The sequence below is a fragment of the Fimbriimonas ginsengisoli Gsoil 348 genome (assembly GCF_000724625.1).
Lineage (GTDB): Bacteria > Armatimonadota > Fimbriimonadia > Fimbriimonadales > Fimbriimonadaceae > Fimbriimonas > Fimbriimonas ginsengisoli.
This window is the reverse complement of the sequence record NZ_CP007139.1, coordinates 2,460,618-2,474,009: the sequence shown is the minus strand read 5'-3', so window position 1 is coordinate 2,474,009 and position 13,392 is coordinate 2,460,618. Positions and strand designations below refer to the sequence as shown.

The 13,392-nt window shown below is 61.0% G+C and carries 13 protein-coding genes; 9 read left to right on the top strand and 4 right to left on the bottom strand.

The genetic code is table 11. The features are described from left to right. Positions 1-125: 125 nt before the first annotated feature. A complete protein-coding gene (locus OP10G_RS11355) occupies positions 126-734 on the top strand; it encodes a hypothetical protein (protein WP_025225769.1) in 609 nt (202 codons plus the stop codon). Between the two features lie 97 nt (positions 735-831). On the opposite strand, the gene OP10G_RS11350 is transcribed toward OP10G_RS11355, so the two are convergent. The 3 genes from OP10G_RS11350 to pheA all read right to left on the bottom strand — a co-directional run bounded on the left by OP10G_RS11350 (position 832) and on the right by pheA (position 6,167). Then, the gene (locus tag OP10G_RS11350; protein ID WP_025225770.1) at positions 832-2,142 is read right to left on the bottom strand and encodes a DUF1552 domain-containing protein; all 1,311 of its coding nucleotides are present in this window, start codon (positions 2,140-2,142) and stop codon (positions 832-834) included. Next, complete coding sequence (locus OP10G_RS11345; RefSeq protein ID WP_025225771.1) at positions 2,139-4,445, bottom strand: DUF1592 domain-containing protein; 2,307 nt, start codon at positions 4,443-4,445, stop codon at positions 2,139-2,141. Before OP10G_RS11345 ends, OP10G_RS11350 begins: the two co-directional genes overlap by 4 nt. Positions 4,446-5,072: 627 nt before the next feature. Continuing rightward, the gene (gene pheA, locus OP10G_RS11340; RefSeq protein ID WP_025225772.1) at positions 5,073-6,167 is read right to left on the bottom strand and encodes a prephenate dehydratase; all 1,095 of its coding nucleotides are present in this window, start codon (positions 6,165-6,167) and stop codon (positions 5,073-5,075) included. Positions 6,168-6,343: 176 nt separating this feature from the next. On the opposite strand from pheA, the gene cdaA reads away from it, so the two are divergent. The 7 genes from cdaA to OP10G_RS26820 all read left to right on the top strand — a co-directional run bounded on the left by cdaA (position 6,344) and on the right by OP10G_RS26820 (position 11,032). Continuing rightward, on the top strand, positions 6,344-7,228 hold the full coding sequence (cdaA, locus tag OP10G_RS11335) for a diadenylate cyclase CdaA (RefSeq protein ID WP_025225773.1): 885 nt from the start codon (positions 6,344-6,346) through the stop codon (positions 7,226-7,228). Positions 7,229-7,290: 62 nt separating this feature from the next. Then, positions 7,291-8,211, top strand: a complete 921-nt coding sequence (locus OP10G_RS11330; protein WP_227625114.1) for a CdaR family protein — start codon at positions 7,291-7,293, stop codon at positions 8,209-8,211. Continuing rightward, the gene (locus OP10G_RS11325) at positions 8,208-8,978 is read left to right on the top strand and encodes a GNAT family N-acetyltransferase (protein WP_025225775.1); all 771 of its coding nucleotides are present in this window, start codon (positions 8,208-8,210) and stop codon (positions 8,976-8,978) included. Before OP10G_RS11330 ends, OP10G_RS11325 begins: the two co-directional genes overlap by 4 nt. A 58-nt stretch (positions 8,979-9,036) precedes the next feature. Beyond that, positions 9,037-9,291, top strand: coding sequence for a hypothetical protein (locus OP10G_RS11320; RefSeq protein ID WP_025225776.1), 255 nt, complete (start codon positions 9,037-9,039; stop codon positions 9,289-9,291). After that, positions 9,278-9,679, top strand: coding sequence for a type II toxin-antitoxin system VapC family toxin (locus OP10G_RS11315; RefSeq protein ID WP_025225777.1), 402 nt, complete (start codon positions 9,278-9,280; stop codon positions 9,677-9,679). Before OP10G_RS11320 ends, OP10G_RS11315 begins: the two co-directional genes overlap by 14 nt. A 27-nt stretch (positions 9,680-9,706) precedes the next feature. After that, positions 9,707-10,195: a YcxB family protein gene (locus OP10G_RS11310; protein ID WP_025225778.1), complete on the top strand. Its 489-nt coding sequence runs from the start codon at positions 9,707-9,709 to the stop codon at positions 10,193-10,195. Positions 10,196-10,534: 339 nt separating this feature from the next. Then, entirely contained in the window at positions 10,535-11,032 is a 498-nt protein-coding gene (locus tag OP10G_RS26820) for a hypothetical protein (RefSeq protein WP_158409199.1), read from the top strand. Positions 11,033-11,121: 89 nt separating this feature from the next. Here the strand turns inward: OP10G_RS26820 and OP10G_RS11300 are convergent, their stop codons facing one another. Then, positions 11,122-12,048 carry a hypothetical protein gene (locus OP10G_RS11300; protein ID WP_025225780.1) on the bottom strand — a complete coding sequence of 309 codons (927 nt, stop codon included), beginning with the start codon at positions 12,046-12,048 and terminating at the stop codon, positions 11,122-11,124. 44 nt (positions 12,049-12,092) lie between these two features. On the opposite strand from OP10G_RS11300, the gene OP10G_RS11295 reads away from it, so the two are divergent. After that, a complete protein-coding gene (locus tag OP10G_RS11295) occupies positions 12,093-13,337 on the top strand; it encodes a glycoside hydrolase family 2 TIM barrel-domain containing protein (RefSeq protein WP_025225781.1) in 1,245 nt (414 codons plus the stop codon). Positions 13,338-13,392: the final 55 nt, after the last annotated feature.

Genomic DNA, 13,392 nt, shown 5'->3' with positions numbered 1-13,392 from the left:
TAGTTCTGCGACCGCCTCCCGGACTTGCCGTTACCCACACCTTTTACCGGCCGTTGGGTGCCTGGAACGTAGAGGCCAGTGATCGAGACGTGTCGGCTTGTTGAGTCCTGCTAACATAGTCTCCAATGCTCGTACGCCGCGCTTCGATACTCATCGTTTCAGTTGCATCCCTTTGCCTGCTGGTCGGATGCGGTTCGAAGGAAGTCCCCGAGCCAGTCGTTCGCAAGGCCGATCCGGCTCCGCCTGCGGAGGTGAAGATGCCTGAGGCGGTGAAGATCGATGAAGAGGCGGCCGCTCGTCAGGCAGCCAAAGTTGCGATCCAGCCTGTGATGGACCAGTTCAATCACAGCATCCGCGGTAGTACGGATGATTTGCACAGTACCGTGGGTGACCTTCCGATTGTGGCGACCCTTGCCCGCTACCTTCACGACGTCGATACGTCGAAATGTCCCGACGACTTCCGCGCGGCGACCTTGGATTGCGTGCACGCATGGGAAGACGTTGGCAACGCCCACGCCAAGTTTGTCGCCTTCCAAGAAGAGGCGCGCGACAAGGGGAAGATAGTCGGCGTCATGTTGAACCCTCTTGACCGGACCCGCGACCTTCTTGCCGAAAGAAAGCAGCACGAGGATGAGATCGCCGCCGCAAACGATCGAGTTTACAAAACCTTCCAAGCCATGGAAACGGTTGCCCTAAAATACGGCGTCACCGCCGACCCAAACTGGAAAGGGTAGCCCCCGACGTCCGTCGGCGGGTGAGCTTCTCGGGTCGCTCTCTCGAATCCGGTGCTTCGGGATTCGCGTTTTTGCCGTTCATGCGCCGATGGCGATTCTACGTTAGGTTTGGCAATACCCCGGCCGCGCAGAAATCGGGGTTGCCGAAGCGGTCGATGTGGTGGCCGAAGCCGTGGGCGAGCGACATCAGTAGGCGGTTATGCGGGAGGTGGTTGTACTTGAGCGAGCGGCCCATCTGGAAACCGAGTCCACCGCCGACCAGCACGAACGGGATGTTCTCAAGCGTGTGCGAATTTCCCTGGCCAAGCTCGTTGGTCCACACGATGAGCGTGTTGTCGAGCATCGTCCCCGTGCCGTCCGGTTCCTTGGTCTCGGCGAGCCGTTGCGCGAGGTACGCGAGCTGCGAGCAGTACCATTCGTTGATCTTGGTCAGCTTTTCTTGGGCGTCTTTGTTGCTGTCGGGCTCATGCGAGAGGTCGTGCTGCCCTTCTTGGATTCCGAGCCACGTCATCCTCGCTTGGCCCACGGAATTCGTGTACTGAAGCGTCGCCACTCGGGTCGAGTCGGCGACGAAGCTCGACACCATCAGGTCGATCTGAAGCTTGCTGATTTTGGGGATGTTGTCGTTCAGCCGCCGGACGCCGGGCTCGATCACCGGAACCGCGTGCCCGACGTCGTTGGTTCGAGCGGCGAGGATCTCCTTCTCCATTTCTCGGACGAGGGTCGTGTGCTCGTCCAGTAGTTGGCGGTCGGCAACTCCGATCTGCGAGCGGACTTTGGCGAGATCTTCTCGCAGGTCGTCGAGCACGCTCTTCAACGTCTCCTGATCTTTGAGCTGCCCGTATAGCTTCCCGAACATTTGGTACGGATCGTCGATCGGGGCGATCGGCTTGTTCGGGCCGGCGTAACACATCCGGGTCCAGGTGTCGGCGTGGTCGGGAACCATGACGCCGAACTCTAGGGAGCCGAACCGGGTGCGTGTCTCGGTCGACTTCTGCAGATAATTCTTGATCTCCTGGTCGATTGAGATCCCGCTCGCCCAACCGGCGGGGGTGTCGGAGCCGCCCTGTACGTTCCCCGGAAAGAGCTCCGAGCCGGTCAGCAGGCAACCGATGCCGCGCATGTGGTTGTCGCCATCTCCGCGAACCCGGTCGGAAACGCCGCGCAACACCAAGGTGCGATCCTTGAATCCTTTCAGAGGCGAAAGCGATTGTTTGAAATCGAAATTGGCCCCTTCGGCATCCGGCCAGAACGTGGTGGGCACGATCCCGTCCGGGCTGAACAAGACGACCAATCGTTGCTTGCGCTTCCCCTTATTCTCGGGAATCAGACCGGGAAGATTGGAGATGAACGGGAAGACCGCCGCGCCGAGCCCGAAATGCCGCAGAAAGTCGCGTCGGTTGATCATCTGTTTCTCCCGCCATCCAGCGCCGTCGCCACCGCGATCCGCACCATCAGCTTACGAATACTATATTGGTTCTCTGCGAATTCCGATTGAAGCTTTGGAAGAGTCTTCGGTCCGTAAGCCAGCGGCGGCTGTTTGACGAGGTGGACGAACAGTTTTTCGACGAACGCCGAGTGGGCTTCATCGCTCGTCGCCAAATATTTGGCGAGCTCGTCCGCTCCGGAGAACTTGACGACGGTTCCGCTACGCGACAGATAGCTGCCGGTGGCGTCGATCGGCTTCCCATTCTCGGCGTCGCGCAAGCGACCGATCGCATCGAATTTCTCGAGCGTAAATCCGAGCGGGTTGATGATCCCGTGGCAGGTGTTGCACATCGCTGGCTTGGTTTGCAGCGCGACGCGTTGCCTCGTGGTGAGGTCGGGGTGAAGGCTGGGAGCGAGCGGCGCGAACGCGGACGGAGGCGGATTCAACGTTCGGCCGAGCAGGTTTCGAACGATCAGAACACCGCGGTGAATGGGGGAGCTGTTGTCGAGGTAGGCGAACCTCGCCAACAAATACGGCTGGGTGATGACGCCTGAGCGCTGATCGACTTCCACCGGTTGAAACGGGGCGTCCGGCGGTAAGTTCGCCCCGTACCATTTGGCAAGCGAGCCGTTCAGGAACTCGGTGCGGCTCAGCATGAGCTCCCGGTAGTCGGACTCCTTGCTCCTCGCCTTGTTTTCTAGGAACAGTTCCAGAGACGTACGGAGATCGGAGGCGGTGGTGGCGTCGAATCCGGGGAATCGCTTCGCGCTCTTAACGATGTCCGGAACTTCGTCGACCTTCAGCCAGAGCATCAGGAAGTCGCGGAGTTTGGTCCAGGCGCGTGGGTCGTTCGCCATCCGTTCCGTTTGCTTTTCGAGTTGCTCCGGCGTGGTTAGCTCGTTATGTTCGGCGGCACGGCGCAGCTCAGGGTCCGGCAGGGTGTCCCATAGCTCGAATGCGAGTTGGGAGGCGGTGAGATAGCTATCCGTCTTTCCGGCACCGATCTCTCGGTACAGAAACCGGGGGGATTGCAGCGCGAGAAGAACGACTCGCTTCACCGCCATCTCGAGGTCGGGGGTGGCCGCGAACTGTTTCGTGATGTAGGTGGCTTCGATTTCCGGGGACAACGGGCGGCGGAAGGCGCGTTCGACGAAGTCGTGGCAGAAGCCGATGAGCCGCTCCTTGCGCTTGGGATCGGTTTCTTGGATTCCGGATAGGTTGGTGAGATGACTTGCCACGTAAGCTGCAGTCTCTAACGCGGCTGCCGTAGTGGCGTCGTCCCACTCTTTCGAGACCGAATTTCCGCGTTCGTAGCCGATGCTACGATCATCGGCGGGAAACGGGGTCGTGACGACGTATGTCTCCGGCGACAACTCGGGAAAGAGGCATCGCGACGGAATCGTCTCGGTGGCGTGCTTGGGACGCGTCCACAGGAGCGAGACCGAGGCTCTTTGCACCGGCTTCGCCTTCTGCTTCTCGGGTTCATCGACCCCTTGTGTCGCCTTCGAAAACTCCAGCCGGATCGGATACGCCCGGCCTCCGAGGAGCGTGATCGAGGCTTTGAACTCCACGTCGGTTTTCGATCTGACGAAAGCGTCGATGAGCGGCTCCTTGTATCCGTTCACCCACAGCCGTACCGCCTGATCTGATCGGACGACAAACTCGTACTCGCCTGTGTCCGGCGCGAGGACGCTGCCTTGCCAGACGGTGGAGAAGTAGCGGGGATCGAACTTGCCGGGTTCCGGCCCGTCGGTTCCGAAGTCGAATTTCACTTCCGGGTCCACTCGATCGATCACCCGGTCCTTTGCCTGAAGATCGCGCGCTTTGAAGTATTCGCCGCGCAATCCCCGTCCGGCTTCGGCCGGCACGACGGGGCGCGAGCCGCCGACCAAGTCGGCGACGGCGTTCCGGAATTGGCGAACGGTGAGGCGTGAGAGCGTCACCCTCGCCGGCCGATTCCGCTCTTGGGCGAGCGGCGAGTAGAACGTCTTGTAGATATACGCGGCCACCTTCGCCGCGTCCGGCGCAGGGCATTTCTTAGGCCCCGGGGGCATCGATTGGGAAATGAACTTCGTAAGTTCGGCCAAGGACCGGTTTCCGACCAGCGGCTTAGAAAACCCCTTACCTCCCTGCCCTTTATCGCCATGACACGGGGCGCACTGCTGCTCGAAAATCTTCGCTCCGTCGATTGGCTTGGGCGCTTTGCCTACCTGCCCCATCAGTGAAAAACCCATGAGCCCCACCGACCCCAGGAGCATATAGATCGGTCGGAAAGTCATCATCGGTTCCCACGCCAAGGCGTAGCTTCATGATGCACCCACCGGCTTCCGGTTTTGCCCTTTTTCGAGTGCCAAGGCGTGAGCATCAAGACTGGGAGAGCAGATGGCGGCGATCATCACTGCGTCTGGTCCCTATAGTGATGATGATCGTCAGGCGGTGTCGCTTGGGTCTCGATAGGAGGATCGCTTAGGAGGAGAGTGGTGGCCCTGGGCAGAGGCGCTCCCGATCCCGGAGGGATTAAAGAACTTAGCCACGGGTCGAAGACCCGGGGAAAAGGGACCCAGTCCTCCCCGACCCCGGCAGGTGGTCGCAGAACCTACCAACAAATAAATTTTCACGAGACATGCTCGATTGAGTCTTTGTCACGTCGGTGGCGGGGTTATCTGAGTGGGGATGGGGAGGGCCGGTCTGGAGACCGGCGGTCCTTCAAAGCGTCAGTCATCAAACGTCAAAACTCAGGGTCCGGACTCCCTCACCCCCAACCCCCTCTCCCTCGTTCGGCACATACATCCGAAGGAGGGAGAGGGGGCTCCGGAGGCTAAAGATCAAAGAGGGAAGCTTTTCCACCGCCTGGTTCGTCCTTACGACGGCCAATGGATTGGTGGGCTCGAGGGCCAGGATGGCCCTTTTTATACGTCCAGCGGGTCGCGGTAGGGGTAGCTGCCGAGGATTACCGTTTCTAGGGCGTTCTCTCGGAGCTCTTCGAGGGCGGCTTGGAGGTTGGCGTCGGTGCGGTGGCCGGCGCAGTCGCAGTAGAAGATGTATTCGAACGTGGCGCGCTGGGCGGGGCGGCTCTCGATCATCATTAGGTTCACGCCGTGCCGCTCGAACGCGCTGAGCGCCTTTACGAGCTCGCCCGGCTTGTTCTTGAGGTTGAACATGACGCTCGACTTGTCGCGCCCCGTCTTGGCGGGTTCGTTGTAGCCGAGAACCAGGAAACGGGTTCGGTTCGCCGGGTTATCCGAGATGTGCTCCACCAGCAGCGGGATGCCCACAAGTTGGGCGGCGAGCGAGTTGCAGATGGCGGCGCCCTGAGGGTCTTCCAGCGCTTTCTGCGCTGCGCGGGCGGTCGGGGCGGTGTCTATGATCTCCGCATTCGGAAGGTTAGAGCGGATCCACCCCTTGCATTGGTTTACCGGTTGGCCGAAAGCGTAAATTCGTTGCACCTCATCCAGTGACCCGGCCGTAGAGGCTAGGTGGTGGTGGATCGGGATATAGACCTCGGCACAGATCTTGACGTTGGTTTGCGGAAACATGTCGAGGGTCTCCGGCACCACTCCCGCCAGCGCGTTCTCCACGGGAACCACACCGTAATCGACTTTCCCCTGCTCGATCGCCTGAAAAACGTCGGCGATCCCGTCTTGGGCTACGAATTCGGTGCTCGTTCCGAAGGTTTGGATCGCCGCCAAGTGGGTGTAGGTGCCGGCAGGGCCCCAGAACGCCGCCACCAGCGGTTTCTCCGCCGCGCGTGCCGCGGAGATGATCTCGCGGAAGATCGCTTGCAGCTGCTTGGCCCGCATCGGACCCGGGTTCGTCTGCTCCAGCTTGTCGAAGATCTGCCGCTCGCGCTCCGGCGTAAAGTACGGCCGGTTGTCGCGCCCCTTCACCCGCCCCACTTCCTGGGCGAGCTCGACTCTTCGACTCAAAAGCGACACGAGTTGCGTGTCGATCGCGTCGATATCTTGTCGGATCTTTTCAAGTGGCCGGGGCGTTGCTTCGTCCATACAGCATCCTTTCCCCGTCCGGCAACCCTGGCGGACGTAGTCCCAACATTATGAACCGACGAACGGTAACCAAACTCGCCAGCCAAACGCCTAAGACTTAAGCGATTCAACGACCTCCTCCTTACGACCTAGCAACGTGTGGGCCACGCGGCCATAATCGAACCTGGCAACATCCCTTGGAAGATCTTCTCCGGCCATTCCTTTCCCTTCGGGAGCTGACGACGCGTGAACTGATGATTCACGTCGTCGACATCCTGTTGGTGACCTTCCTCCTATACCGGCTGTTGATGCTGGTGCGAGGTACGCGGGCATGGAGAATCGTTCTCGGGATCCTCGGCTTTTTGCTTGTGCTCTACATCGCCGGACGAACCGGAATGAGCACCCTGCACTACGTGCTGGAAAAGGCCACCTACGTGGGCCCCGCCATTTTGGCGATCCTCTTTTTGCCCGAGCTGCGGCTTGCACTGGAGGGGTTTGGCCGGCCGGCAACATTGCTTCCTCGCGTCATCCCGAACCAGGATGAGTTGGCGGAAGCCCGCACCGTAGAGGAGCTGGTCGCCGCCGTCGCGGAGCTCGCGGCCGGCCATATCGGCACTTTGATCGTGTTGGAGAAAGAGTCGCCCCTCAACGACATCGCCGCGAACGGCGTGATGCTGCAGGCGATGGTTTCCGCACCGTTACTCGGGTCGATATTTTACGAAGGGAACCCGTTACACGACGGAGCGGTGATTATTCGCGGCGACATGATTCTCGCCGCCGCCTGCCGATTGCCCCTCAGCGACAGCGCGCGCTTGGATCAGAGCGTTCATATGCGACACCGGGCCGCGGTCGGAGTGACCGAGAGCTACGACTGCCTTGTGGTGGTCGTAAGCGAGGAGCGCGGCACGATCTCCGTTGCCTCCGAGGGGCGCTTGCAGAGACTAGGGTCGGCAGCGGAGCTTCGCGCGGTGTTGAATCGCGAGCTGCGCAACATGGAGGACGAACCGCCTCCCAAGAAAGATCGCGAGCCGCGCCACCGCCATCGCCGGTTGCGCCGCAATGGCGTCGAGGTCAAGCCGTGACCGGCCCTTCCTCGTCCGCCGGTGGAGCGAGGGTTAACGTACCGATCCTGATCATGTCGCTCATGATCTCGTTGTTCCTCTGGGCCGTGGTTTACACTCAGACGACGGAAACGAAGCAGGCCACGGTCACCGTTCGGCACCTGGTCAAGAAGGGGCTCGATGAGAGCAAGTACGTTCTGACCAGCGATCTCTCCATTCCGCTTCAGGTTCGCGTGGTCGCTTCGGCAGATCGGCTGAACGAGCTCGAGCTACTTTCCGATCAGCTCGAAGGAACCGTCAATCTCACGTCGGCGTCGCCGGATAAGGACGGGAAGTACATGGCCCCCGTGAGCCTGTGGCCCCCCAAGCTTCGCGACGTGGCGGTTCAGCAGATCCCGCGGATCCCGGTGACGATCGAACCGGTTGTTTCGCGCACCGTACCGGTAGAGGTCAAACCGGTTGGGAAGCTGCCCGAGGGGGCGGGGGAGATCGAAACTCCGGTGCTTCCGGTGCAAAAGACGGTCCGCATCTTCGGCCCGAAGTCGGAGATCGCGAGGGTGGAGGGGGCGCAGGCAACTCTGCCCCTGGGCAACCTCGATCCCATGCAGACCTCGCCGTACGTCTCGGACATCCTTGTCTATGGCAAGGGGCATCTCGATCACGTGCGGGTCGATCCTCCGTCCACCGACATTCAGCCGGTGTTTACTTCGTCGGCGGTCCAAATGCCGTTCGCGGTCACCGCGAGCATTATCGGTACCCCGGCGAAGGGATTCGGAATTGCCGGCAACGTGGTCACTCCTCAGAACGTGTCGGTGACCGGAGGGGTCTCGGCGCTTTCGAGAGCCCGGCGACTGGTAACCGATCCGATCGACGTTACGGGAAAGAAAGCGGACTACGAGCTGACGATCCCGATCCAGCGCCCTCCCGGCATCCGTTCGATTTCCCCGTCTTCGGTGCGTGTCCGGGTTAATATCCGGCCCATGGCCAAGACGGGTGAGCGTTGATCGAGGTCCGGACGATCCGCAATCACGAAGCGGAGCCTTTCCTGGAGCTGCTGTGCGACGTTTTCGGCCTCGACTACCAGCGCGCTTACGACGTCTTCTTCTCCGAGCCTCTGTTCGACCTTCACCGGAAGTGGGCTCTTTTCGATGGAGCCGAGATGGTCTCGATTCTCACCACCACTCCGCTCCGCTTTGGGTGGGGGCGGGCCTTTGGAATCGCGGGGGTGGCTACGCGTCAGGCGCGTCAGCGGGAGGGGTATGCGTCCAAGCTCCTGCAACACGTGCTTCGAGAGGGCCGGGAACGGGGAGAGTCCGCGGCGCTGTTGTTCGCGCGCGAGCCGAGCGTCTACGAGCGGAACGGTTTCGAGCCGATCGACCAGGTCATACGATCGCGCATAAAGACGTCTCCCGAGCATGACGATCCGATCGTGGAGCCGGAGGAGGCCGAGCTGATCTACGACGCCTGGGCGGCCCTCGACCCAAACCGGCTCCGGCGCGACGTCAAGCGATGGGAATACTGGCGCTGGAATTTCCGGGTCACTACCGAGTTCGACGGCGGCTACCTCTGCCACGAGCCCGGCAACCTCCGAGAGTGCATCTTCACCCCCCACCACGACGCCCTTCCCCTGCCGGAAGACACCGAATGGTTCGGCCTCGCCTCGATGGCGGCCCACTTCGCCATCCCCTTAGTCGACCCGGTTCCGGAGCTAACTCTGATGGGTTACCAGGTGCCGGATGTGCCACAGATGTTTATGACCGATCAGTTTTGACGAAGCCAACAGTTTCTCGAGCCCTTCTCTCATTCTGTGAGTAGGATATACTCATAGGGTGAGTAAGAGACTGCAAGTATTAATGGAGGAGGGGGAGTATGCGCGGCTGCAGAAGGCGGCGCAGAGCGAACACCTTGCGGTGGGGGAGTTCGTTCGCCGTGAGCTTCGTCGGTCTTGTGCCGCACTCGATGCCGGACCCGCCGATGCAAAGCTCAGGGCGCTGAATAAGGCGCTGCAACACGATTTCCCTTCCGCAGACATTTCGCAGATGAACGAGGAGATCGAGGCAGGTTATCGGCTTGGTCTTCCTTGACGCGAACGTCCCGATGTACCTGGTAGGTGCGGATCACCCCCATAAATCAACGGCCGCCGCGCTCGTCCAACGATTGGTGATTGGCCGCCAACGACTCGTCACGGACGCGGAGGTCTTTCAGGAGATCCTTCATCGCTATGTTTCCATCAGGAGGCTAGAAGCGATTCAACCGGCGTTCGATCTTCTATCGAGCTTGGTCGACGAGGTCTATCCCATCGATCTGGAAGTGGTAAGCGCCGCCAAGTCTCTTGTGCTCAGCTATCAAGGGCTTTCGGCGAGAGATGGTATTCACATTGCGGTAATGGCTCGTCACGAAGTCTCGCGGATCGTGAGTTTCGACGACGGTTTCGATAGGGTCCCGGGCATCGAACGGCTATGTACTCTGTAGCAAGTCTGGATGCTACGCTGAGCGGACGTGGAAACTGACCAGGTTGCGCTGAGGCCGATTCTGAGTACGGACGAACAGATTCGTGCGTTTGAAGAGAATCTTGGCAAATTGCGCGTAGCGTACTGGCTCTCGATAGGCGTGTTTGGGCTCTTCGTTGCGATCGGGCTCTATCGAACAATCGTTCTCCATGAGTGGTTTTCAGGTGCGATCGCCATTGTGGTGGGGCTGTATTCCTTCTCGTGGGGCCAAAAATTACCTTTCTTTCGAAACGGTATCCACCACCTCGAGACTCGCCAATTCATGGAACAGGATGGCTTGCGGCTGGTGGTGGTCATCAACGGCAAAACTTGGTCCAATTTCTTGATCACGTGGAGTGATGTGCAGCAGGTCTCCGAATCGGCCGACGCCGTCGTCTTGCGCCTGCAAAACGGCACCCAACTCGTGCCAAACGAATCGTTCGAAAACGAGGAGCAGCGTGCTCTTCTCATCTCCCGCGCCGGCGGGTTGTCGGCGTAGCTGCAGGGCCCATGTGGTGCAGGCATCGCCTGTATCGCTGGTCTAATGCGGTTTAGATAGGGATGAAGAGAGGCTTTGTACTCGGGCAAGCGGCCAGATACCAACGGTTTCCACCGCTCGAGTCTTCTTTGCGCTCTTTGCGATCACCTTTGCGTCCTTGGCGAGAACTCCGGAAAAAGGGGTTTCTCGCCAAGGACGCAAAGAACTGTTTGGTATTGGGCGAGCCCGTGCCATGCCTGGGTCCGTCCTGAAAGACTTGAAAGGAACGGGAAGGCGTTCCGGCACTTCATACACGCGGGGCTCCGGGATAGGAGCCAAAGAAATCACGTGGAGAAACTAATGATTCGTAAACTATTGATCGGCGCCTTGTGCACCTGCGCGCTCGCGGTAAGCGGTTTGGCGGCAGCTCAGGGGCCGGGGCAGGACAAGAAGAACCAAACCCGGCACGAGCAAACCGCCCGCGACCGGAGTCATTCGGATCAGCATCGGCAGAACAACGCCGACCATCGAAGGCCGCCCGTTCGCCGCGACGATGGACGTCATCTCGGTTGGAGGATTGGTCAGGGAAATATCCGAAAACGCGAAGGGATTCAACCAGGAAGGCCGCATTTAGTGCGCCCCTCGAGCAGTTGGCGTCGCCACCACCCGCAGACGCAGATGAGGATCGACCACCGCTACGTCCGGCGTCATCACACGACACGGCGCCCACCCGTAAGGCGACACGACAACGGCCGGCACCTTGGATGGCGTATCGGGAAGGGGAACATCCGAAAGCGGCACGGGCAGCAACCGGGCAGGCCGCATTCGATGAAGCGGAGACCGCCGAAGACGGCATAGCCGTTCGCCATTCGGACTCCCTCACCCCCAAACCCCCTCTCCCTCGTTCGGCACATACATCCGAAGGAGGGAGAGGGGGCTCCGGAAAATTAGTCGGCTAAGAACGGGTCGAACAGGACTCGGCGGACGGCGCGGCTTTCGTGGTGGGCGGAGTAGCGGGGGTGGCGGCCGATCGACTTCATGAAGGCGTCCCACGAGTCGGTGAAGAACCGGCGGGCGGGGCGGTAGCCCTCGTTCATGGCGAGAGTCGCGAACTCGTGAGCCAAGAGCAGCTCCTCCGAGCGTGAAGAGGAGAGGAGCAGCTTTGCCGCGTTGCCGTAATCGGCGGCGGTAACGATCTGAGCTTTTTGATAGAACCCCAATACCGCCGCCCGAGTGCCGGGTGAAGGGGGCATCGAAGCCAACTTGGCCGACGCAACCGGGTCTCCGGCCAGGCGATGCTTGGGATCTCGCCGCTTTTCAAGGCGGGCGAAGATCGGATCCATGGCGGATTGAAAGGCCATCGGCCCCTTCTCCCGATACAGGGCCAGCGGAGGGCAGAGCATGTTCAGCCGAAAATCGTCGGTCACGGCGGTCGGCGGCTTCTCGTCGACAGGCGCCTGCGTCTTACCATCGCGTTCAAACTGGCTTCCAAAGCGCTGTTTGCGGTGGATGTTCACCAAAAATCGATCTTCGGAGATCGCCGGCATGGAGCTCAACTTCCCGAGCGCGTTTGCGCAGGCGCTCAGCTCGTGGGCGACGACGAAGTCCTCCGGTTTCGGAGCATGCTGAAACAGCAGAGCGGCCATGTCGAACTCGTCCGCGTTCAACTCGGAGGCTCCGGCGACGATCTGCCTGACCCGGCGCAGGCGAACCGCGTCGTTACGCTCCATCGTTTTCCGTTGGGCGGCCGTTGGCTTGGAAGCGAACTGCCGGTCGGCTTGATCCGCATCCGCCAATCGTTTCAGCTCCGCCGTATATTGGCCGCCCTGAGATCCCGGCCGGGAGGCGAGTAAAAATACGAGCCCGAGTACCACTCCCTTAGGATACGTTCAGATGGGCGGGGCGTATAGTGAACTCCATGCTCGCGATGGCAGTTCTCGCCCCGATTCTTGTCTTGCCGGTTCAGGTCCCCGCCGTCGTCCGCCTCCGGCACGACGCCGCCGGCTACTCGCTGACCGTCGACGGCAAGCCATTCTTCATCAAAGGGGTGGGCGGCGATGGCCCGAAGGCGCCGCTTGTGAAATTGGGTGCGAACGCTTTTCGAACGTGGGACGCGGACAAGATCGACGATCAGCTCGACGAGGCCAAGCGGCTAGGGCTCAAGGTCGTGGTGGGGATCTGGCTGGGCCATAAGGAGCACGGATTCAAATACGACGACCCGAAGATGGTCGCCGACCAACTCACCAAGGCTAAGCTGGCCGTCAGCCGGTACCGGAACCATCCGGCGGTGCTGATGTGGGCGCTTGGCAACGAGATGGAAGGGTACGCCGACGGCGGCGACCCCAACATGTGGGGCGCCGTCGAGCAGATGGCGAGAGAGGTCAAACAGATCGATCCTAACCATCCCACCATGACGGTGGTCGCCGAAGTGGGAGGGAAGCGGGTGGAGAGCATCCACAAGCTCTGCCCCGATATCGACGTGGTCGGAATCAACAGCTACGGCGGGGCCCCTTCCATCGCGGAGCGGTATCGAAAGGCGGGTGGAACCAAGCCGTACGTGATCACCGAGTTCGGGACCCTGGGCCCGTGGGAGGTGGGAAAGACGGCGTGGGGCGCCCCGATCGAACCTACAAGCACGGCTAAGGCCGATTTCTTCCGGCGCGGTTACGAGGGAGGAGTTTTGGGGGCCAAGGATCTCTGCTTGGGCTCGTTCGCCTTCACGTGGGGCCACAAGCAGGAGGCGACCTCGACCTGGTTTGGCATGCTATTGCCCACCGGCGAGCGACTTGGCGCGGTCGATACGATGTCCGAGCTCTGGTCGGGCAAGCCGCTGCCGAACCGAGCGCCCTTGATCGACAACCTTGGCATCGAGGGCGTCGCCGAGGTTGCGGTGGGCGCCACGATCAGGGCGACGGTCAAGGCGAGCGATCCCGAAGGGGACGAGCTGAAATATCGCTGGGTGCTCCAGCGCGAGGCGTCCGACCGGGGGGTCGGGGGCGCGGCCGAGTCGGTGCCTCCGGTTTATCCGGATGCGGTGACGGCGTCCGGCCCGACCGCGTCGGTCGTCGTTCCCGCCGCCGGACACTATCGGATCTTCGTGTACATCTACGACAACCACGGCGGCGCAGCGGTGGCGAACGTGCCGATCTCGGTTAAGCAGTAGCGTCGGCGCCTCGCCGATGCCTAGCGAACGTACGTTCGCTGCCGGAATCATCGGC

Excerpts from the sequence above, each read along its gene's own strand:
- OP10G_RS26820 (WP_158409199.1), top strand. The coding sequence starts at position 10,535 with ATGATTCGTAAACTATTGATCGGCGCCTTGTGCACCTGCGCGCTCGCG.
- OP10G_RS11345 (WP_025225771.1), bottom strand. The coding sequence starts at position 4,445 with ATGATGACTTTCCGACCGATCTATATGCTCCTGGGGTCGGTGGGGCTC.
- OP10G_RS11350 (WP_025225770.1), bottom strand. The coding sequence starts at position 2,142 with ATGATCAACCGACGCGACTTTCTGCGGCATTTCGGGCTCGGCGCGGCG.
- OP10G_RS11355 (WP_025225769.1), top strand. The coding sequence starts at position 126 with ATGCTCGTACGCCGCGCTTCGATACTCATCGTTTCAGTTGCATCCCTT.
- OP10G_RS11295 (WP_025225781.1), top strand. The coding sequence starts at position 12,093 with ATGCTCGCGATGGCAGTTCTCGCCCCGATTCTTGTCTTGCCGGTTCAG.
- pheA (WP_025225772.1), bottom strand. The coding sequence starts at position 6,167 with ATGGACGAAGCAACGCCCCGGCCACTTGAAAAGATCCGACAAGATATC.
- OP10G_RS11330 (WP_227625114.1), top strand. The coding sequence starts at position 7,291 with ATGATCTCGTTGTTCCTCTGGGCCGTGGTTTACACTCAGACGACGGAA.